The sequence below is a fragment of the Flavobacterium hibisci genome (assembly GCF_020026925.1).
GTDB classification, from domain to species: Bacteria; Bacteroidota; Bacteroidia; order Flavobacteriales; family Flavobacteriaceae; genus Flavobacterium; species Flavobacterium hibisci.
The window spans coordinates 85,546-106,592 of sequence record NZ_JAIQDW010000010.1 but is presented as its reverse complement, the minus strand read 5'-3'; the positions used below and the strand labels follow the sequence as shown (position 1 = coordinate 106,592).

Genomic DNA, 21,047 nt, shown 5'->3' with positions numbered 1-21,047 from the left:
CTATTCGTTCCAATCTTTTGTGCCGAACCCCGGCACAAAAGGATTTTCACTGCTATCGGGGCTAGGGTTCTGGTTTTCATTATATATTTAGAATTCAGAAAAACGTTTGTCCGTTAAATATTCATGATCGGTTAACGTTTTAAGAAAAGCTATTATTTGTTTTTTATCGGTCTCAGAAAGTGTGATTCCAAATTTTCCGTTTTGTTTTAAAATCGGGTCAAGTGTATTTGAGTTTTCAATTCCGGACGCATAATGATCTAAAACGCCTTCAAGAGTTCCAAATCTTCCGTCATGCATGTACGGTCCTGAAACTTCGACATTTCGTAAACTAGGGACTTTAAATTTGTAATAATCACTTACCAGTTCAGTTACTCTGTAGCGTCCAACATCATTAACAGCCTGATTTACTGCGAGGCCGTTGTTTCTAAACGAATTATCCGTTTGTAAATCGGTTGCGTGGCAGGAAGCGCATTTAGATTTAAATAAATCGTAGCCTGCTAATTCATCCGTGGTGAAAGTACCACCCGATTCATTTCGTCTGTATTTATCAAATTTTGAATTGGATGAAATGATCATTACCATAAATTGAGACAACGCTTTCAGCATGTTTTCGGTGGTGATCGCGCCGTCGTCAAATGCCTGACCAAAGAGTTTTTGATATTCCTTGTCGGCTTTCATCATTTTTAGGATGGCATTCAGATCACCATTCATTTCGATAATACTCGTCAGCGGAATAATGGGTTGTAAATCTAAATGATCTGCTGCTCCGTCATACATAAAAATGCTTTGATAGGCTAAATTCTGAATAGGTGGTGTGTTTCGTGTGCCCTGAGCATTATCAACGCCATGGCTCACCGTGTGTCCGTGGTGCGTAAAAGCGTTGGCCTGAATATGGCAGAATCCGCAGGAAACAACGCCATCAGATGCTAAACGCCCATCATAAAACAACTTTTTTCCTAGTTCGAAGCCTTTTTCCGTTGGCGGATTTAAGGCAATATTATATGCCAGATCCGGAAAGTTGGATGGAACTTTAAATTCCAGCGGAATATTTACATATTCATCTTCCTGATCTGTACAGCTCCATAATAATGAAAGTATTAAAAGGAGAAAATATTTTATCTTCAACATGATACTATGGTTTTAAGAAGCACAAGAGTTCCGGATTAGCCCCGATAGAAGTGAAAATCCTTTTGTTTTTTTCTTTAAAAAACAAAAGATTGAAACGTATAGCGGGACATTCGTCTGTGCAACCGAAAGTCTTGTGCTCCTGAAAATAAAATTAATCGTTGTGTACGTGGTCAATTTTGAACATCGCACGGATGTTTTGGGTAATCAGCGGTAAGTTTGCCCCGCCCATAATCATGGCGCCCATTCCTCCCATATTGTTGTCTGAAAGTTTGATTTTGTTTTGGCCGTCAATAATTTTAGAAAGATCGGTAACAATGTGTATGGCAGGCGTGATGTCAGAACGAACCAATGCTTTTGTAGGCAAGTCCAAAGTTACGTCGGTATAATTATAATCGGTTCCGGTTTTTCCGGTGTGAATCATAAACGGTGTAGGATTTTCAACCGTGGCTGAGGTAAATGTTCCTTCGAAAGCAAGGAATTTATAGCCTGCTGCCCATGACCACATTAAATCAGCAGCATCTGCCTGAGCCAGAAAATCGCCCTGACCTGAAGCACCTAATTTCCATTGTTCTTCATCAACCCCAATTCCGAATTTTACTTTTACGTAATCTCCGGCCGGAATGTCAGTCAGTTGAAATTGTTGACCGGCAGCAGTAGATTCGTCAGCAATAAAATAACTTTTACTTTTTGGGTAAGTTAATGTTGTACCATCTGCTTTTGTGAAAACTACGTTGCTGACAATATATTTTACAAGGCTGATTTTTAAAACTTCATTGTTAGAAGTTGTATTGCCCTGAGTATTTAAAATAAGGTCGTTTGCACCGTAAGCATTGTCAAATTTTAAAGTGATGTTTCCATTTCCGGTTACTGCATTGTTGTCATCATCATTAGAGCAGGAAAATAAAGATATAGAGAGTGTTACAATAGCTAATGCTTTGTATAAAGTATTTTTCATTTTAAGAATTTTATATAATTTAATTAAATTTTGGATGTGCCTAAACACATTTCATTGCTTATTCAAACAATGAAAAATGATTTCAGTTTTGAAAATGAAATCGTATTTAAAAATTATATAAAATAGGATGGAGGATGAAACAGAACATTTGAAACCGAAATAGGCTTCTCATCGAAATTAGCATAAAGTTTTGCTTTTAATTCGATTGGTTCTATTAACTTAAAATGACTTACAGGTGAATTTTGAATGTAAACAACTTCAACTTTTTCTTTGAGGTTGTTTTGCATCTTTTTTTCATTGTCGGCATATTTCTTAAGACTTTTTTGAAGTTCGCAACGACCGTTACAGCTATTAAAAACCATTTTTCGCTGAACACAGATGGTTTTTGCAATTTCGTCCTGATTTAATTTGAATGAGGTGTAAACAAAGAAACTGCCAAAAGAAGGAACTAATAGCATGCAGGAAAGAAATATGATCAATAACTTTTTCAAAAGTTGTTTCTTTGTTTCGTTTGCAAAAATACATTTTATTCGTTTTAGAAAGAACAAATATTATTTTTTTTGCATAAAAAAATCCCCAACTACTTTTGTAATTGGGGATATAGAATGTATTACTTTAGAAATTGTTATTTCACAAGAACCCAAGTGCCATTAGCAATTAGGCTTTCTGCTTTTTTAAATTTCATTGTTTCCGTTTTTCCTGTAGCAACTTCCTGAACCGTTACAGTGTCATTTCGGTTAATTTTTGGCATATCCCTAACGATAGTTTCCGTAACCTGACGCTGTTGTGTTTCTCCAGCTTCACGATTAATATCTTCGCTGTTAGGAATTTCATCTTTGCTTAATTTGAAATTTTCTTTTTGACGAACTTCTCTTGCTTCGTGAATTTCAGGAACGTTTTGAGCAGGCAAATCACCTTTGAATAAGAATGAAATAACTTCTTTATTTACGTTATCCAACATTCCTCTAAACAAATTGAAAGCTTCCAGTTTATAAATAAGCAATGGATCTTTTTGTTCGTGAACTGCTAATTGAACAGACTGTTTCAATTCGTCCATTTTGCGTAAGTGCTTTTTCCAGGCTTCATCAACAATAGAAAGTGTAATGTTTTTCTCGAAATCAGAAATCAACTGAGCACCTTCGCTTTCATAGGCTTTTTTCAGATCTGTAACAACGTTTAAAGTTTTGATTCCGTCTGTAAATGGAACTACAATTCTTTCGAAATGATTGTTTGGCTCTTCAAAAACGCCTTTGATAATCGGGAAAGCTTCTCTGGCACTTCTTTCTGTTTTTTCTGTATAGAAAGCCAAAGCTTCTTTGTACACTTTTCCGGTGATTTCGATTTCAGATAATTTAGAGAAATCAGTTTCAGCAATCGGAGACGTGATTCCGAAGAAACGAATTAAATCAAATTCAAAATTTTTGAAATCGTTATTTACTTTGTTTTGGTCTACAATCAATTCGCAGGTATCATAAAGCATGTTGGCGATATCCAGTTTCAACCGCTCTCCGAACAATGCGTGACGACGACGTTTGTAAACAACTTCACGCTGAGAATTCATTACGTCATCATATTCTAATAAACGTTTACGAACACCAAAGTTATTTTCTTCTACTTTTTTCTGAGCGCGTTCGATAGATTTTGTCATCATAGAATGCTGAATTACTTCTCCTTCTTTCAGCCCCATTCTGTCCATTACTTTCGCAACTCTTTCAGAACCAAATAAACGCATTAAGTTATCTTCAAGAGAAACATAGAATTGAGAACTTCCTGGATCTCCCTGACGACCAGAACGACCACGTAACTGTCTGTCAACACGACGGGAATCGTGACGCTCTGTACCAACGATTGCTAAACCGCCTGCAGCTTTTACTTCCGGAGATAATTTAATATCGGTACCACGACCAGCCATGTTTGTTGCGATAGTTACAACACCGGCTTTACCGGCTTCTTCAACGATTTGTGCTTCCTGCTTGTGCATTTTAGCATTCAATACGTTGTGTGTGATTCCTCTCATTTTAAGCATACGGCTTAATAATTCTGAAATCTCTACAGAAGTTGTTCCAATCAATACGGGTCTTCCTGCTTTTGATAATTCGGTAACGTCTTCGATTACGGCATTGAATTTTTCACGTGTTGTTTTGTAGATGTAGTCTTCCTTGTCATGTCTTGCAATTGGACGGTTGGTTGGAATTTCAACAACATCCAGTTTGTAAATCTGCCATAACTCACCCGCTTCAGTAACAGCAGTACCTGTCATACCAGCCAATTTGCTGTACATTCTGAAATAATTCTGTAATGTAACGGTTGCAAAAGTTTGAGTAGCAGCTTCGATTTTCACGTTTTCTTTAGCTTCGATTGCCTGATGAAGACCGTCTGAATAACGACGTCCGTCCATGATACGGCCAGTTTGCTCATCGACAATCATAATTTTGTTGTCCATGATAACGTATTCTACATCTTTTTCGAATAGAGTATACGCTTTTAAAAGCTGTGTCAGCGTATGGATACGCTCACTTTTTACACCAAAATCCTGAAACAGTCTTTCTCTCGCTTCAGCTTCAGCATCTTTATCCAGTTTTTGTTTTTCGATAGCAGCAATTTCAGTTCCAATATCCGGTAAAACGAAGAAATCCGCATCAGTATCTCCTGATAAATATTTGATACCATTATCAGTTAATTCTACCTGATTGTTTTTCTCTTCAATCACAAAATACAAAGCTTCATCCACTTTGTGCATTTCACGATTGTTGTCCTGCATATATTGATTTTCAGTTTTTTGAAGCAATTGTTTAATTCCTTCTTCACTTAAAAATTTAATTAATGCTTTATTTTTAGGTAAACTTCTGTAAGCTCTTAACAATAAGAAACCACCTTCTTTAGTATTGCCTTCTTTGATTAATTTTTTAGCTTCAGCTAAGAAACCATTCGCTAACTGACGCTGTTGTGCAACTAAGTTTTCGATTTTTGGCTTCAATTCGTTGAATTCGTGGCGATCTCCCTGAGGAACTGGTCCAGAAATGATAAGCGGTGTTCTGGCGTCATCAATTAGTACAGAGTCAACCTCATCGACAATAGCAAAATTGTGTTTTCTCTGCACTAAATCGCTTGGTGAGTGCGCCATGTTATCTCTTAAGTAATCGAAACCAAACTCGTTGTTGGTTCCGTAAGTGATATCAGCATCGTAGGCTTTTTTTCTGGCTTCAGTACTTGGCTGGTGGTTATCGATACAATCAACAGATAAACCGTGGAATTCGAATAAAGGCGCTTTCCATGTGCTGTCACGTTTTGCTAAGTAGTCGTTCACTGTTACTAAGTGAACTCCGTTTCCTGTTAAAGCGTTTAAGTAAAGTGGAAGAGTAGCTACCAAAGTTTTACCTTCTCCCGTCTGCATTTCGGCAACTTTACCTTCGTGCAAGACCATACCGCCAATCAGCTGCACATCATAGTGAATCATGTCCCAGGTTATATCTTTCCCTGCAGCATTCCATTTGTTAGCCCAGATTGCTTTATCGCCTTCAATCGTAATATATGGTTTTGCAGCAGAGAATTCGCGGTCTTTTGCAGTTGCAGTAACTTCAATGTGTGAATTCTCTTTGAAACGACGAGCCGTTTCTTTTACAACAGAAAATGCTTCAGGAAGTAATTCCAATAGCGTTTTTTCTGAAATTTCATAAGCTTCTTTTTCAAGAGCATCTATTGCATCATATAGGTCTTCTCTTTTATCGATGTCTTCAATCTTTTCAACCTCCGCTTTAAGCGAAGCAATTTTAGCATCTTTTTCAGATCTCGCTTCTTTTATTTTATCTTTAAAGTAAACGGTCCTGCCTCTTAATTCGTCGTTTGACAGACTCATTAAAGGGGCTTCGAATGCTTTAATTTTATTTAAGTAAGGTTGTAAAGCTTTAACATCTTTCTGTGATTTATCACCTACAAAGACTTTAATAATACTGTTTATAAAACTCATGATTTATTGTATTTCTATTTTATGTAAAATAATGTGTATTTGAACCAAAAAAAAAGCCTCTGTGATGAGACTTTTTCATTTGGTTTATTTTTTAATATTCATCCTCATTCCAAAGATAATCTTCGTCTGTTGGATAATCAGGCCAAATTTCTTCCATTGATTCATATATCTCTCCCTCGTCTTCAATCGACTGTAGGTTTTCCACTACTTCTAAAGGAGCTCCTGCTCTGATAGCGTAGTCAATAAGTTCGTCTTTGTTAGCAGGCCACGGTGCATCACTTAAATAAGATGCTAATTCTAATGTCCAATACATCTGTTGTCGATTTAGTTTGTGCAAAAATAAATTTTTTACTGAAAAAGACAAGTAAAAAATGATTTATTTTAATAAAATTTAAGAACGTTTCTGGTGAATTCCAAAAATTAAATTACAAAACCCAAAAAAAAGCTCTGATAGTTGGAATTTGGGATTTCAAAAATTGGAATTTAAAGAAAATTTATTTCCTCGGAATCCATTTCACTTCCTCCGCTTTAAGGTCAGACGACAACTTCCGTGCCAAGACAAAAAGGTAGTCAGAAAGTCGGTTTAAGTAGCTAATTGTGATTTCCGGTACAGGTTCATTATGGCTTAAATGTACTGCTAATCGTTCTGCACGGCGGCAAATACAACGCGCAATATGACAATGTGACACTGCTGTGTGACCGCCTGGTAAAATAAAATGAGTCATTGGTTTTAGGCCTTCCTCCATTTTATCTATTTCATTTTCCAGTAATTCAATATCAGAATCAATTATGCCAAGGTTTTGTAATCTGAGTTTGCCGTTTTTCAAAACTTCTTTTTCCTGAGGGGTTGCCAAAATGGCACCGATAGTGAAAAGCCTGTCCTGAATTTCTATTAAAATTGACTTATAATGAGAATCGATTTCCTGATCACGAATTAATCCTATATAGGAGTTGAGCTCATCAACGGTTCCATAACTTTCAATTCTGATATGGTCTTTTGGGACACGGGTTCCTCCAAAGAGGGCAGTTGTACCTTTATCGCCTGTTTTGGTATATATTTTCATTTTTTAGAAGCTAAGATTCTGTGATACTAAATTTTTTTGAAGATAGTCTAAATTAGAAATCTATAATTATTTTGATGTATCGCTTTCGATCAGGCCATCCCGTAAACGAATAACACGGTGTGCATAAGCCGCAATATCTTCTTCGTGAGTAACCAGAATTACAGTGTTTCCCTGAGCATGAATATCGCCAAAAAGCTTCATGATTTCTACAGAAGTTTTACTATCTAAGTTTCCTGTTGGCTCATCTGCCAGAATGATAGAGGGTTTGTTTACTAATGCCCGGGCAATAGCAACACGCTGTCTCTGTCCTCCTGAAAGCTGATTGGGCTGATGGTCCATTCTGTCTGCAAGATTTACTTGTTTTAAAACTTCAGTCGCGCGAACAACTCGTTCTGATTTAGGATGTCCGGCATAAATCATTGGCAAGGCAACATTGTCTAATGCAGTAGTTCTTGGGAGAAGGTTAAAGGTCTGGAAAACGAATCCGATTTCTTTGTTTCTAATTCCGGCCAATTCATCATCACGCATCTGGCTAACGTCTTTTCCATTCAAAATATAGCGTCCTGAAGTTGGAGTATCTAAGCAGCCCAGTAAGTTCATTAAAGTAGATTTACCTGAACCTGACGGCCCCATTAAAGCTACATATTCTCCTTTATTAATTTCTAAATTAACACCTTTTAAGACATACACAATTTCATTTCCAAGTACAAAATTTCGCTTAATGTCAGTTATTTTAATTAATGGATTTGCCATTTCGTTTTACAATTTTGGATTTAAAAGTACAAAACACTTTTTAATAAAAAGTATAAGTAGTTTAGAATCACATTTTGTTACAAGGCATCTTTATTAATAATCTAATTATTAGGTTTGATATTATTACAGTTTTTTTAATAAATTTTATATAATTATCATTATTTATGATGTTTTATATTTTTAAAAGATATTTAATTTTAAAAACATGATAATAATGTAATTTATTTTGTTTTTATGTGGAGTAAATTTGGATATCTAATAATTAAATAATCAAAATTATGAAAAACATACAACTTTTATCAGGTATTGTATTAATTGCATTAGGTTTTACATCATGCAAAGACGAAAAACAAGAACAGGCAAAAAAGAAAATTGATTCTTATGTAGCATATGTTGATTCAGTAAAAAATGTAGCAGAAGAGGATTTGAAAGCTGACTGGAAAGATGTTGAAGCTGAATATGAAAGAAGAGCAGAAAATGCACAAGCAGCTCTTGCTGATCTTAAGGATAATACTGCTGAAACTGAAAAAATCAATGAAAGTAAAATTAAATACGAAGAGTTTAAAAATCAAATGGCTGCTAAGCTTGCGCCTGAGGTAACTCCGAAACAAAAATTGCGTAATTCATTATTTGGAGAAGGAAAAATAGGTGACGATATGAGTTTTGCATGGGTAAATGCTAAAAACATTCTTAGTGTTTACGATCAATTTGTGAATACTGTACAAAATAATAAAGACAGCTACTCACGTGAAGACTGGGATGAAATCAAGTTAATGTATGAAGCGCTTGACAGCCGTAAAAATACAGTTGAAAAAGAAGGTTTGACAGCTGAAGATAATCGAAAAATTGCCGGCTTAAAAATAAAATTTGCACCAATGTATACTGTAAACAGAATGGGCGCAAAATCTGAAGAAAACGCAGCAGCAAAAAAATAGGTTAGTTAGGTTTATTTTAGTTTTGAAAATGACAATCAGAAATGGTTGTCATTTTTTTATGCCCGAATTATAAAATGTTCTTTTTCCTGCTCGTGCCTGAAAAATACAAATCCCCATTGAAAAGTATCTATTGTCACTTTTACTTTTGGATGTTTTTTTATGGTTTCCCAGGCTTCTTCCATTTCAGAAGACCAATGAATATCATCAAAAATCCAAACAGAATCGTTGTCGATTGTTGGCAGTAAAAGGTCGAAATAAGCTAAAGTCGCTTTTTTAGAATGATTTCCATCAAAATAAATTAAATTCCAATCACAAATGTTTGCTGATCCATCTTTCAGAAATTTGCTAAATTCTGAATTCACAAAGTCAAAATTAAAATCTGGAAATTGTTTATTAAATAAATTTTTCGCGACTGATTGTGTATTTTGACAACCTTCAAGGCTAAGCAAAAAAGATTCTTTATTTCCCAATGCAATAGATGAACTCGCTAATCCTAAAGAGGTTCCAATTTCTAAAACATTTTTCGGCTTAAAATAATTGGTAACTCGAAATAACAATTCTGCTCGCTTTGGCGAAATTCCAGCTGTTTGTGCAATTTTAGAAATTTGTCTTCTATTGGTTTTAAAAACTCTAGAACCTGCTCCAAAATCAGTTACTTCAATGAAATTTTTATTTCCTATAAGCGCTTTTCTATATTTTTTTAGAATTGCATATTCAGGTTTGCTTTTCTTATCGTAAAAACATTTTGTCAGTAAATTAAAAACAAACGGCGAATGAACGGCATGTTCGTTTTTAGAATGCCAAAGAAACTTTAGATATGATTTTATTTGGAACAGCATTTTTAGTTTTTCAATATTGGCTCAATTCATATAATAGAGCCAATATTGATATATAATTTAGTTGTTTACTGAAATTAATTTAACATCAAAAATAAGTACAGATCCTCCCGGAATCCCTCTGTAATCATAAGGTCCATATCCCAGATGCGATGGGATCAAAAGAATACCGCTGCCACCTGTTTTAAAATAAGGAATTCCTTCTGTCCAGCCCTGGATTACTTGTTTTAAACCAAACGAAACCCCTTCAGGTTTTCCCTGATCGAAGACAGTTCCGTTAGTGTAATATCCTTTGTAAATTACTGTAACGTTAGAAGAAGCTGTTGGTTGTGTTCCTTCGCCAGGCTCATTAATAACATAATACAAGCCTGAACTGGTTTTTTGAGCTGTTAAATTATTTTTGGCAATGTAATCGGTAATTTCTTTGTCATTTTCTGCCATAAAGTCTTTAGGCGGTGTATATGAATCATTTTCAGGACTTAGGCATGAAAAAAGTGTGAAAACCAATAGGGTAGATAAAAGTTTTTTCATTTTATATTTGTTTAGTTGATATTACAATGTTGTATTTTGATGGATTATTCCTTGAATTATCCTTCTATTTTAGCAGAAAGCTCAAACCAGCGTTCCTCTTTCTGTTCTATCTTATTAATGATATTTTGTAATTCGTTTCCTTTTTTCTCAATATCGGCATCAGCAACTTTTCCGTCAGAGAATAATTGTTCGATTTTGGTTTTCTCAATTTCTAAATCTTTTATTTCCCGTTCAATTTTTTGATACTCTTTTTGTTCATTAAAGCTTAAATTTCCAGTCGGATTATTTTGTTTCCAGTCTTTCTTTTCGGCTTTGTTTTCTTCTTTCTGGGCAATATCGGCGCCGTCTTCATAAGCACGGAAATCAGAGTAGTTCCCTGGAAAGTTTTCTATTTCTCCTTGTCCTCTGAAAACAAATAAATGATCGACAATTTTGTCCATGAAATAACGGTCATGCGAAACCACAAGCAGACATCCGGGATAATCTAAAAGGAAACTTTCTAAAACATTCAAGGTTACAATGTCCAAATCATTTGTTGGCTCATCCAGAATTAAAAAGTTTGGATTCTGAATCAAAACAGTACATAAATAGAGACGTTTTAATTCGCCACCGCTTAATTTTTCGACATAGTCATATTGTTTTTTTGCATCAAAAAGAAAACGTTCCAATAATTGTGAAGCCGAAATCATCCTGCCTTTGGCAAGCGGAATGTATTCGCCATATTCTTTAATGATATCAATAACACGCTGACCTGGTTTTGGATTGATTCCGGATTGCGTATAATAGCCAACTTTTATAGTGTCACCTTTTACAACACGACCACTGTCTGGTGGAATTGTTCCTGTCAGCAGGTTTAAAAATGTTGATTTTCCTGTTCCGTTTTTACCAATAATCCCGATTCTTTCCCCACGCTGAAAATCAAAACTAAAATTATCCAGGATAACCTTGTCTTTAAATTTTTTAGAAAGTTTATGAAGCTCAATAATTTTGCTTCCCATTCTTTCCATATTAATTTCAAGTTCGACTTTATTTTCCTTTCTTCGGCTTTGGGCTTTTTCTTTTATAATGTAGAAATCATCCTGGCGCGATTTAGATTTGGTTGTCCTGGCTTTTGGCTGGCGGCGCATCCATTCTAATTCTTTTACAAATAAGTTTTTAGCTTTGTCAACACTGGCATTTTCAGACGTAATTCGTTCTTCTTTTTTCTCTAAATAGTACGAGTAATTTCCTTTATATTGGTATAATTTTCCATTGTCTAATTCCAAAATCTCGTTGCATACGCGTTCTAAAAAGAAACGGTCATGCGTTACCATAAAGAGGGTAATGTTTTCTTTAGCAAAATAACTTTCAAGCCACTCAATCATTTCAAGGTCTAAGTGGTTGGTTGGCTCATCCAAAATCAATAAATCCGGTCTGTTAATTAGAATTATAGCAAGTGAAAGACGTTTTTTTTGTCCTCCGGAAAGATTTTTTACTTTAAGTTTGAAATCTTCCAGTTTTAATTTGAATAAAATTTGCTTGTATTGTGTTTCAAAATCCCAGGCATTATGCTGGTCCATTCCGTCAAAAGCTTTTTGATAAGCTTCTTCGTCTTCCGGGTTTTCAAGTGCTTTTTCGTAAGCTTCAATTATTTTAAGCGTTTCATTATCAGAAGCAAAAATACTTTCTTCGATAGTCAGTTCGTCCTGAAGATTATTATCCTGGGAAAGAAACGCCATCCGGATTCCTTTTCTTAAAACTACCTGCCCGGTATCTGGCTCATCCAAACCGTTAATAATGCTCATGATGGTTGTTTTTCCGGAACCATTTTTAGCTATAAAAGCAATTTTTTGATCTTTGTTAATTCCGAATGAGATGTTGTCAAAAAGTGTTCTTTCACCAAATGATTTTGATATATTTTCTACAGATAAGTAATTCATGTTGTTAGGTTGTTTAAAATCAAATAGTTGTAATGTTTTTAAACATACAGGTCTCTAATTTGTCTTTAAAAGACTGATTTTTTTCTATTTAAGCGGCAAATATACCCTTTTGAACGTAACAAAAAAAGATAGCGCAAGGCTATCTTTTACTTTGAATCTTTAATTACTTAAATTACACAAATTTTTCGATACCATAAAAAATGATAACTGTATAAATTGCTGATTACTTATTTGTTATTTTATTTTATCAAAGGCCTGTTGCAGATCTGCTTTGATATCATCAATGTGTTCAATTCCGACAGATAATCTAAGCAGTCCAACGAATACCCCTGCTGCTTTCTGCTCCTCAGTGCTTAACTGCTGATGTGTTGTGGCCGCTGGGTGGATAATCAGGGATTTTGTATCGCCCACATTAGCTAAATGACTGATCAGTTCTAAGCTGTCAATAAAGTCATCTGCTTTTGTCACATCACCTTTTATTTGAAAGGAAAGAACAGCACCGTATCCTTTTTTAAAATATTTCTGTGCATTGGCATAACTTGGTGAACTTTCAAGTCCCGGATAATTTACTTTCTCCACCTGAGGATGTGCTTCCAGCCATTTCGCAATTTCTAATGCGTTGTCAACATGACGCTGGACACGAAGGGATAAAGTTTCCAGTCCCTGGATCAACTGAAAAGAATTGAATGGAGAGATAGCAGGACCAAAATCGCGAAGTCCCTCCACGCGAGCACGGATAGCGAACTGAATATTACCAAATGGGCTGTTTACACCAAATACATCGGAGAAAACCATTCCGTGGTAACCCTCTGAAGGTTCTGAAAATTGTTTGAATTTTCCATTGCCCCAATTATAAGTGCCTCCGTCAACAATAATACCGCCAATACTTGTACCATGACCGCCTATCCATTTTGTTGCAGATTCAACCACTATCGAAGCGCCATGCTCTAAAGGCCTGAATAAATAGCCTCCAGCTCCAAATGTATTGTCAACAATCAAAGGAAGATCATGTCTTTTAGCAACATCCGCAATTTTATCAAAGTCCGGGATATCATAACTTGGATTTCCAATTGTTTCGAGATATAATGCTTTTGTGTTTTCATTAATCAGAGACTCAAAAGCTTCAGCAGTTGTCTCATTTGTGAATTGAACTGTAACGCCGATTCTTTTGAAGGCTACTTTGAATTGATTGTAAGTACCACCGTAGATATTGCTGCTGGATATAAAATTATCTCCGGCTTCTAAAATGTTGTTCAACGCTATAAATTGTGCCGCCTGACCAGAGGCAGTTGCCAATGCAGCAACACCCCCCTCTAAGGCTGCAACACGTTTTTCGAAAACATCAGTTGTTGGATTTTGAAGCCGGGTGTAAATATTTCCAAATTGCTTCAGTGCAAACAAGTTGGCGCCATGCTGGGCGTTTTCAAATACATAGGAGCTTGTTTGATATATTGGTACTGCCCTTGATCCTGTTGTAGGATCCGGAATCTGTCCTGCATGAATCTGAAGTGTTTCGAATTTTTTTGAATTTTGGGTTGATGACATTTTTTTATATTTAATAGTTAGAAAATTCTCAGTTATATAAAATGTGAAGATATTGACTGCCAACACTAGTTGTAGTGCAATTTACGACTTTTGATAAATTACTTTAGCAATTCTGAATCTAATTGTAATTTTTGCGTTATCTGGCCAAATTTCACTTTTACAATAATCGTTATTTACCCCGACATATCCCCTGAAACACACTTTTTTAAACTTAATAAAGAAAGTTTTATTGTTTGCGAAATGTAGCAACATACCTTAGCAACGCAAATTAATTCACAAATAATATTTAATCAGTATTACCTGAAGTCAGGTAATTTTTTAATGTATATAGCTTATAATTAGTTGTTTATGATTACGCAAAACAGTCTTAATATTTAAAATACAATATTTTTCTTACTTTTGTGTTGCGTTTTAAATTTGATTAAGCATAATTGATTGATTATAAAATAATTACAAATGAAAAGAAAACTACTTATCGGATTGCTCTGCCTTTTTAGCACTCTATCACTATTTGCCGAAACAAACAATTTAAATATTCCTGTACCAGATTCTGAATATCAGGCATTGGTAGATTTCTATAAAGCAACAGGTGAATCTAACTGGAGTAATAAGTGGAATACAAGAGAAAATAATCTCCATGAAGTTGCCTGGTACGGTATAACACTCGAAAATGGGCATATTATAGGTATTAATCTAAATAATACAAGTGGGATATCCGGTACAATTCCTGCTTCTTTCGGGAATTTAAAATACCTTAAAACACTTTCACTGTACGGAGGAAGTTATGGAAAAGATTTAAATACGACTGATTTAAGTGTTTTTTCAGGGTTAGAAGAACTGGAAACTCTTGATTTACGATATTGTAAATTAAAAGGAAACATACCTGCATCATGGAATAAGCTAAAAAAACTTAAAACATTGTATTTGAGTGAAAATGCTATTACAGGTTTCGCACCCGAATTTGGTGAACTCACAAGTTTGGTTACAGTTGATTTGTCCGGAAATCAAATTCAGGTTCTTATAAAAGAGGTAGAAAATTTAGCAGCATTGACTTCTTTAAATCTTGCGAATAATAAACTTAAAACAATTGTTGGTTTATTAAAAAATCAGGTGAGTCTGGAATTAAATTCTCAACAAGTAAATATTGAGAATTTGATTTATAAAGGTGTTGATCTAAAGATTGATAATCTCCCAAACGTTATGCTGTATAACAAAACCAAAAGTGATTTTTCAGCAAGAAGGCAATATATCGTTTATGTGCGGGGTAGCCAGATTGGAACCGCCATAACGGTTGCAGAAGATGGCAGTTTAACGATTCCTTCGTCCTATCTGGCAAGTATAAAAAGTGGCGACGAAGTCTATTTGTACCAGCAATATGACGGTATTGATGGCGGCGCATATTACAGCCGTTTTTATTTGTCTAATATAAAGGTAAGCCAGCCGGCAGTATCTGCAATAGAATATCAGGCATTGGTTGATTTTTATAATGCCATGAACGGCAACAACTGGAACATCAAATGGGATGTAAATGAAAATAATCTTAATGAAGGTGCATGGAATGGTTTAAGCATTGAAAACGGGCATATTACAGGAATTAATCTTAGTAACACCAGTAATGTTTCCGGGGCAATTCCGGCATCTTTCGGGAATTTAAAATATCTTAAAAATCTTTCGCTTTATGGTGGGAATTATTCAAAAAACCTGGGCACTACAGATTTAAATGTGATTTCAGAATTGCAGTCTCTGGAAACCATTGATTTAAGATATTGTAAGATTACAAGTGCGGTCCCGTCTTCATGGAGCAAATTAAAAAAACTAAAAACGATGAATCTGGGTTACAATTCCATTACGGGATTGCCCGAAGAAATTGGCGAAATCGAAAGTCTGGTTACACTGGATATGACTTCAAATAAAATACAGGCCATTCCTGTTTCGACAGGGAATCTTGAAAATTTAGTGACTCTAAATTTATCTTCCAACCAAATTGGAGTTTTGATTAAAGAACTGGAAAACATTAATACTTTAAAAACAGTAGATCTTTCTGCTAATAAAATTTCGACTATTCTGGCATTGTTGAATGCTCAGGTTTATCTTGAACTCAATTCGCAAAGCATCAGTATGGAAAACTTTATTTATAAGGGAACAGATGTTAAGGTTGAAAATTTTCCGAATGTCGTTTTATACAACAGAACCAAAAATGATTTTTCGTCAAGAAGAACTTTTAATTTGTATTTGCGGGGAAGCCAGGTTGCTACAAATCTGCAGATGCAGCCAGATGGAAGTCTTACTATTCCGGTAAACTATCTAGGGTCGCTAAAATCAGGGGACGAATTGTATTTGTACCAAAATTACGACGGATCAGGAGGTTCGTATTATACTAAAATTTATTTCCCTGATTTAAAAGTAGATCAGCCTACAATTCCTGATGCAGAATACCAGGCTCTGGTTGATTTTTATAATGCAATGAATGGCGCCAACTGGACCAATAAATGGGATATTACCCAAAATAGTCTTCACGAAGGCGCCTGGTTTGGGGTAAGTATTGAAAACGGCCACATCACAGGATTAAACCTGAGCAATAATTATGGCGTTTCAGGAGCAGTTCCGGCTTCTATTGGTAATTTAAAATACCTGAAAAACCTTTCCCTTTATGGTGGGAATTACAGCAAAAATCTAAGCACTACAGATTTAAATGTGTTCTCTGAATTAGAGTCCCTGGAATCCCTGGATTTGAGATATTCTCAAATTAAAGGTGATATTCCTGCAACGTGGGCGAATTTAAAAAAGCTGAAAACAGTTTATTTAGGGTATAACAATCTTACAGCTTTACCGGAAGAAATAGGAGCAATGGAAAGTCTGGTTACGCTGGATATTGCATCAAATAAAGTAAAAGCAATTCCGGTATCTATAGGAAATTTGACCAATTTGGTAACGCTTAATTTATCTTCGAATTTAATAGAAGTTTTGATCAAGGAGCTCGAAAATATCACCACTTTAAAAACAATAGATCTTTCAAGTAATAAAGTTTCAACTATTGTGGGTTTACTAAATTCTCAGGTATATCTTGAACTGAACTCGCAAAGCGTAAGCAAAGCCGGTTTTATTTATAAAGGAGCAGATGTTAAGATAGAAGATTTTCCAAATATCGTTTTATACAACAGAAACAAAAATGATTTTTCGTCAAGAAGAACCTTTAATTTGTATTTACGCGGAAATGTAGTTGTGAATAATTTGCAAATGGCAGAGGATGGAAGTATTCTTATTCCGGCAAAGTATCTGGCTTCCTTAAAAACCGGTGATGAATTGTATTTGTATCAAAATTACGACGGATCTTCGAGTTCGTATTATTCAAGGGTTTATTTTACAGATTTAAAAGTGGATCAGCCCAAAATTCCGGATGTAGAATATCAGGCACTTGTTGATTTTTATACCGTAATGGGCGGTACAAACTGGAACAATAAATGGGATGTTTCTGCAAATAATTTACATGAAGGGGCATGGTATGGAGTAAGCATCGAAAACGGACATATTACGGGATTAGACCTAAATAATAATTATGGTGTTTCTGGCGCAATTCCGACTTCTATTGGCGATTTAAAATACCTAAAAACACTTTCCTTATACGGCGGTAATTATGGTACCAATTTAAGCACTACAGATTTAAATGTTTTATCAGAGTTAGAATCACTGGAATATTTAGACTTAAGATACACCAAAATTAAAGGTGACATTCCATCATCGTGGGGTAAACTCAAAAAGTTAAAAACTTTATATTTAGACCATAATGCACTTACAGCTTTGCCTGCACAATTTGGCGAAATGGAAAGTTTGGTTACCGTTAATTTATCAGGAAATCAAATAAAAGCAATTCCGGCTTCTACAGGTGATTTAACAAATCTGGTAACTCTTAATTTGTCTTCAAATCAAATTGAAGTTTTAATTAAAGAATTAGAAAAATTAACCGCTTTAAGAACTTTGGATTTATCAGGCAATAAAGTGGCAACAATTTTAGGATTATTATCCAGTCAGGTTTATCTGGAAATGAACTCACAAACTTTAAGTATTGCAAACTTTTTATATGAAGGAACAGATGTAAAAGTAAGTAATTTGCCAAATTCGGTTTTGTACAACAAAGCTTCGAATGATTTTTCGGCACAAAGACAATTTAGATTGTATGTAAAAGGATCTCAGGTTGGAAGCAATTTAACCGTTGCCGGAGACGGAACAATCACAATTCCTGCAGATTATCTGGCAACTTTAAAAACCGGGGATGAACTCTATTTATATCAGCAATATGATGGCGCTCAGGGTGCAGCTTATTATTCTAATATTTATTTTACAAACGTAAAAGTAGATCAGCCAAAAATTCCGGATACTGAATATCAGGCTTTGGTTGATTTTTACAATGCAATGGGGGGCAATAACTGGAACAACAAATGGATAACAGCTGAGAATAATTTGCATGAAGGTGCCTGGTATGGAGTAAGCATTCAAAATGGGCACATTACCGGACTTAATTTAAATAATACCTCAAATGTTGCAGGAGCGATTCCGGTATCTTTTGGAAACCTGAAATATTTAAAAAACCTTTCTTTATATGGTGGAAGTTATACGAAAAATTTAAGCACAACAGATTTGGGAATTCTTTCCGGATTGGAAGCTTTGGAGTCTTTAGATGTAAGGTATGCGAATTTAAAGGGCGTAATTCCATCTTCATGGAATAAGTTACAGGCTTTAAAAACTTTATATATCAGTAACAATACTATTGAAGATATAAGTGAAGTTGTAGCCGCTTTACCACTTTTAAAAACGGCTGATTTCTCTTATCAGACTATTACGATTCCAACGATAGAAGTTGGGGCAAATGAATTGGTAATAACACTTCCAACATTAAGCACGTTTTTATTTAGTTCAAATGGCGGTGTTATCAACAACAAAAATAATTTTACGCTTTTTATTAATGGTGTAAACAAAACATCGAATTATTCGAACAGTGAAGGAAAACTGATTTTTAAGGATATTGCGTTGTACGGAATTAAATTAACTGACAAGCTTAGGATTGTGCAGAACGACGGAACTGCTCAGGGAACTTCCATAAATTATACACAAGTTGTGTTTGGAAAACCATTGACAGACGAGGAATTTGAAATCCTGAAGAAAATCTACGCCAGTACAAATGGTGCACAATGGACTCAAAAATGGGATATCAGTCAAAATAAACTGCATGAAGTAAGCTGGTACGGCGTTGGCACAAGAGATGGTCACGTGGTGTCGTTGAGTCTGGCAGGAAATAATCTTTCGGGAACGCTTCCGGCAGAATTGTCTGATTTGGCATATCTGGAAACTTTGAATTTACAAACAAATGCGATAACAGGTTCCATTCCGGCAAACTTAGGGAATCTTCAAAATTTAAAAACGATAAATTTACAATCCAATAAATTCGAGGGGACTTTACCAAATTTATCAGGAATTTCAGGATTGAAAAAACTATCTGTTTCAGGCAATTTATTCAAAGGAACTATTCCCGGACATTTGAATGATTTTATCAACATCGAACAAATCGATCTTTCGAATAATAGTTTTGATGATTTAGAAAAACCATTTACTTATAATCCCGATCTTGTTTATGTAAACCTTAGAGGTCAGATTATTGCAAAAGATGAATATTTGTATTTGCGAGGCGATGAAATAGTGGTTGATCTTCCATCAATAACAACTTATAATGAAGAAGACCAGGATTTCAGTGGAAAATATTTGTTTGAACTACAAGCCAATAATTTCAAAATATCCGAAGCAACGGCAGTAGATAACACACTTACTTTTCAAAATATTGCCATTTCGGGTATTCCGGCCGGAGCCAAAATTACGATTTGGCAAAGAACAGGAACTTCACAGGGAACGTATTTACAATTCAAAGGAGTTGCCGACGGTTCTGAAACGCCTTTAATCGAAACAGAATACAATGCCTTGACAGCATTTTTTCAAAGTGCCGGAGGAACAGGCTGGAAAGAACCATGGGACATTTCTTCCAATAATCTTCACGAGAAGAAATGGAAAGGTGTTATTACGAATGACGGACATGTGATTTCTATAAGTCTGACAGATAATAATCTTACTGGAAATATCAGTCCAGAATTAGGCAAGTTTACAGAATTGCAAAATCTTACTTTAAATCGTAATAAGCTGACAGGAACGATTCCGGAAAGCGTAACTAAAATTACAAAATTAAAAACAGTTGATCTTTCTGAAAATGAACTGACGGGAATTGAAACAGCATTTGCGGTAAACGTAACTATTAAAATGGATCGTCAGAAAATTAATTTGGGAGAATTGCCCTTAACCTTAAACGCGACAATTACAGACAGAAAAATAAATCATTACGATCATACAAATTCGTTGTTTAATGCAACGCAATCGTATAATATGACACTTAAAGATTATTTCCAGATGGTTACAATTCCAGAGGACGGAATAAAACTGACCAGTATTTTAAGCGAATGGAATGTACCGAATAATCAGACTTTAGAACTGAGACAAATTGCAGGTTCAGCCAGAAATAGTGTATTAACTTATACAATTACCTACAGAGAAGGTGATGCGAATCTGGACGGAATTGTGAATATTCTTGATATACAATCTTCATTGAATTATACGCTAAGCCAAAAACCAAAATTCTTTAATTACGGTGCTGCAGATTTAAACAAGGATAAAAACCTGAATATTCTGGATATCATTTCGCAGATTAACAAAATTCAGGAAGGAACTCAGGAGAAAAAAGCGAACACAAGCAAATTGGCTTCAACGGAAAATACGGTTTTAAGTATTGAAAATAATACGTTGTTTATCGAAAGTGAAACCAATTCTGTGGCAGCATTTGATATTCGTTTGAAGGGAATTTCGAAAACGCAGGTAACAGAATTACTTTCTGCAATTGGATATACCGCATCAATTGCTGAACAAAATGGTGAAGTAAGTATTATTGGTTTTTCGATGGATAAAATCTTGTCCGGCAAACAGGCGATTGCAAAGCTGACTCCAAATGCAATAATTGTTTCGGCTATGATTTCAGATAATGAAGCAAACGAACTTCGTTATAAAATCATTGGTAATAATTTGGGAGTTGATGATTTTGATTCAGAAAAAAACAATACAGTTGTAAACTATCCGAATCCGTTCAGGGAACAGACTACAATACAATATCAACTAGAAGAAAACGCAGACAAAGTATCGCTGATAGTTTACGATATCAAAGGTCAGATTGTTCGGGTGCACGAAAATTTAGAAACTTCGAAAGGAAAACATGAACTGAACTTTTTACGAAAAGACCTTTCTTCAGGGATTTATTTTTACGCAATTGAAATACAAACTTCTTCAAGGCCGAGACGATTAACTGGAAAAATGATCATACAATAAA

At 35.1% G+C, this 21,047-nt stretch carries 13 protein-coding genes; 2 read left to right on the top strand and 11 right to left on the bottom strand.

Translation table 11 applies throughout. The features are described 5' to 3' along the window. Positions 1-87 precede the first annotated feature (87 nt). The 7 genes from K8B81_RS11935 to K8B81_RS11905 all read right to left on the bottom strand — a co-directional run bounded on the left by K8B81_RS11935 (position 88) and on the right by K8B81_RS11905 (position 7,867). Positions 88-1,128, bottom strand: coding sequence for a cytochrome-c peroxidase (locus K8B81_RS11935; RefSeq protein ID WP_223681752.1), 1,041 nt, complete (start codon positions 1,126-1,128; stop codon positions 88-90). A 151-nt stretch (positions 1,129-1,279) separates the two neighbouring features. After that, positions 1,280-2,083: an MbnP family protein gene (locus K8B81_RS11930; RefSeq protein WP_223681750.1), complete on the bottom strand. Its 804-nt coding sequence runs from the start codon at positions 2,081-2,083 to the stop codon at positions 1,280-1,282. 113 nt (positions 2,084-2,196) lie between these two features. Beyond that, entirely contained in the window at positions 2,197-2,574 is a 378-nt protein-coding gene (locus tag K8B81_RS11925; protein WP_223681748.1) for a hypothetical protein, read from the bottom strand. A 134-nt stretch (positions 2,575-2,708) separates the two neighbouring features. Further along, a complete protein-coding gene (secA, locus tag K8B81_RS11920) occupies positions 2,709-6,050 on the bottom strand; it encodes a preprotein translocase subunit SecA (protein WP_223681746.1) in 3,342 nt (1,113 codons plus the stop codon). 91 nt (positions 6,051-6,141) lie between these two features. Next, complete coding sequence (locus tag K8B81_RS11915) at positions 6,142-6,363, bottom strand: DUF2795 domain-containing protein (protein ID WP_007138072.1); 222 nt, start codon at positions 6,361-6,363, stop codon at positions 6,142-6,144. Between the two features lie 181 nt (positions 6,364-6,544). Next, positions 6,545-7,114 (bottom strand): cob(I)yrinic acid a,c-diamide adenosyltransferase, encoded by a 570-nt coding sequence (locus tag K8B81_RS11910; RefSeq protein ID WP_223681744.1) that lies wholly within the window; start codon positions 7,112-7,114, stop codon positions 6,545-6,547. Between the two features lie 66 nt (positions 7,115-7,180). Then, on the bottom strand, positions 7,181-7,867 hold the full coding sequence (locus K8B81_RS11905; protein WP_025572795.1) for an ABC transporter ATP-binding protein: 687 nt from the start codon (positions 7,865-7,867) through the stop codon (positions 7,181-7,183). Positions 7,868-8,145: 278 nt separating this feature from the next. On the opposite strand from K8B81_RS11905, the gene K8B81_RS11900 reads away from it, so the two are divergent. Next, on the top strand, positions 8,146-8,802 hold the full coding sequence (locus tag K8B81_RS11900) for a DUF6565 domain-containing protein (protein WP_223681742.1): 657 nt from the start codon (positions 8,146-8,148) through the stop codon (positions 8,800-8,802). 56 nt (positions 8,803-8,858) lie between these two features. Here the strand turns inward: K8B81_RS11900 and K8B81_RS11895 are convergent, their stop codons facing one another. The 4 genes from K8B81_RS11895 to K8B81_RS11880 all read right to left on the bottom strand — a co-directional run bounded on the left by K8B81_RS11895 (position 8,859) and on the right by K8B81_RS11880 (position 13,633). Then, positions 8,859-9,641 (bottom strand): class I SAM-dependent methyltransferase, encoded by a 783-nt coding sequence (locus K8B81_RS11895; RefSeq protein WP_223681740.1) that lies wholly within the window; start codon positions 9,639-9,641, stop codon positions 8,859-8,861. 57 nt (positions 9,642-9,698) lie between these two features. Beyond that, positions 9,699-10,169, bottom strand: coding sequence for an FKBP-type peptidyl-prolyl cis-trans isomerase (locus tag K8B81_RS11890; RefSeq protein ID WP_223681738.1), 471 nt, complete (start codon positions 10,167-10,169; stop codon positions 9,699-9,701). Between the two features lie 56 nt (positions 10,170-10,225). Further along, positions 10,226-12,088 carry an ABC-F family ATP-binding cassette domain-containing protein gene (locus K8B81_RS11885; protein WP_223681736.1) on the bottom strand — a complete coding sequence of 621 codons (1,863 nt, stop codon included), beginning with the start codon at positions 12,086-12,088 and terminating at the stop codon, positions 10,226-10,228. A gap of 234 nt (positions 12,089-12,322) precedes the next feature. Continuing rightward, positions 12,323-13,633 carry an O-acetylhomoserine aminocarboxypropyltransferase/cysteine synthase family protein gene (locus K8B81_RS11880; RefSeq protein WP_223681734.1) on the bottom strand — a complete coding sequence of 437 codons (1,311 nt, stop codon included), beginning with the start codon at positions 13,631-13,633 and terminating at the stop codon, positions 12,323-12,325. Positions 13,634-14,089: 456 nt separating this feature from the next. On the opposite strand from K8B81_RS11880, the gene K8B81_RS11875 reads away from it, so the two are divergent. Beyond that, complete coding sequence (locus K8B81_RS11875) at positions 14,090-21,046, top strand: leucine-rich repeat domain-containing protein (RefSeq protein ID WP_223681732.1); 6,957 nt, start codon at positions 14,090-14,092, stop codon at positions 21,044-21,046. The last annotated feature ends 1 nt before the right edge of the window (position 21,047 follow it).

What these genes read in the sequence shown, in the direction of transcription:
- K8B81_RS11905 (WP_025572795.1), bottom strand. Translation starts at nt 7,867, where the DNA reads ATGGCAAATCCATTAATTAAAATAACTGACATTAAGCGAAATTTTGTA.
- K8B81_RS11910 (WP_223681744.1), bottom strand. Translation starts at nt 7,114, where the DNA reads ATGAAAATATATACCAAAACAGGCGATAAAGGTACAACTGCCCTCTTT.
- K8B81_RS11880 (WP_223681734.1), bottom strand. Translation starts at nt 13,633, where the DNA reads ATGTCATCAACCCAAAATTCAAAAAAATTCGAAACACTTCAGATTCAT.
- secA (WP_223681746.1), bottom strand. Translation starts at nt 6,050, where the DNA reads ATGAGTTTTATAAACAGTATTATTAAAGTCTTTGTAGGTGATAAATCA.
- K8B81_RS11875 (WP_223681732.1), top strand. Translation starts at nt 14,090, where the DNA reads ATGAAAAGAAAACTACTTATCGGATTGCTCTGCCTTTTTAGCACTCTA.
- K8B81_RS11915 (WP_007138072.1), bottom strand. Translation starts at nt 6,363, where the DNA reads ATGTATTGGACATTAGAATTAGCATCTTATTTAAGTGATGCACCGTGG.
- K8B81_RS11895 (WP_223681740.1), bottom strand. Translation starts at nt 9,641, where the DNA reads ATGCTGTTCCAAATAAAATCATATCTAAAGTTTCTTTGGCATTCTAAA.
- K8B81_RS11930 (WP_223681750.1), bottom strand. Translation starts at nt 2,083, where the DNA reads ATGAAAAATACTTTATACAAAGCATTAGCTATTGTAACACTCTCTATA.
- K8B81_RS11935 (WP_223681752.1), bottom strand. Translation starts at nt 1,128, where the DNA reads ATGTTGAAGATAAAATATTTTCTCCTTTTAATACTTTCATTATTATGG.
- K8B81_RS11900 (WP_223681742.1), top strand. Translation starts at nt 8,146, where the DNA reads ATGAAAAACATACAACTTTTATCAGGTATTGTATTAATTGCATTAGGT.
- K8B81_RS11890 (WP_223681738.1), bottom strand. Translation starts at nt 10,169, where the DNA reads ATGAAAAAACTTTTATCTACCCTATTGGTTTTCACACTTTTTTCATGC.
- K8B81_RS11885 (WP_223681736.1), bottom strand. Translation starts at nt 12,088, where the DNA reads ATGAATTACTTATCTGTAGAAAATATATCAAAATCATTTGGTGAAAGA.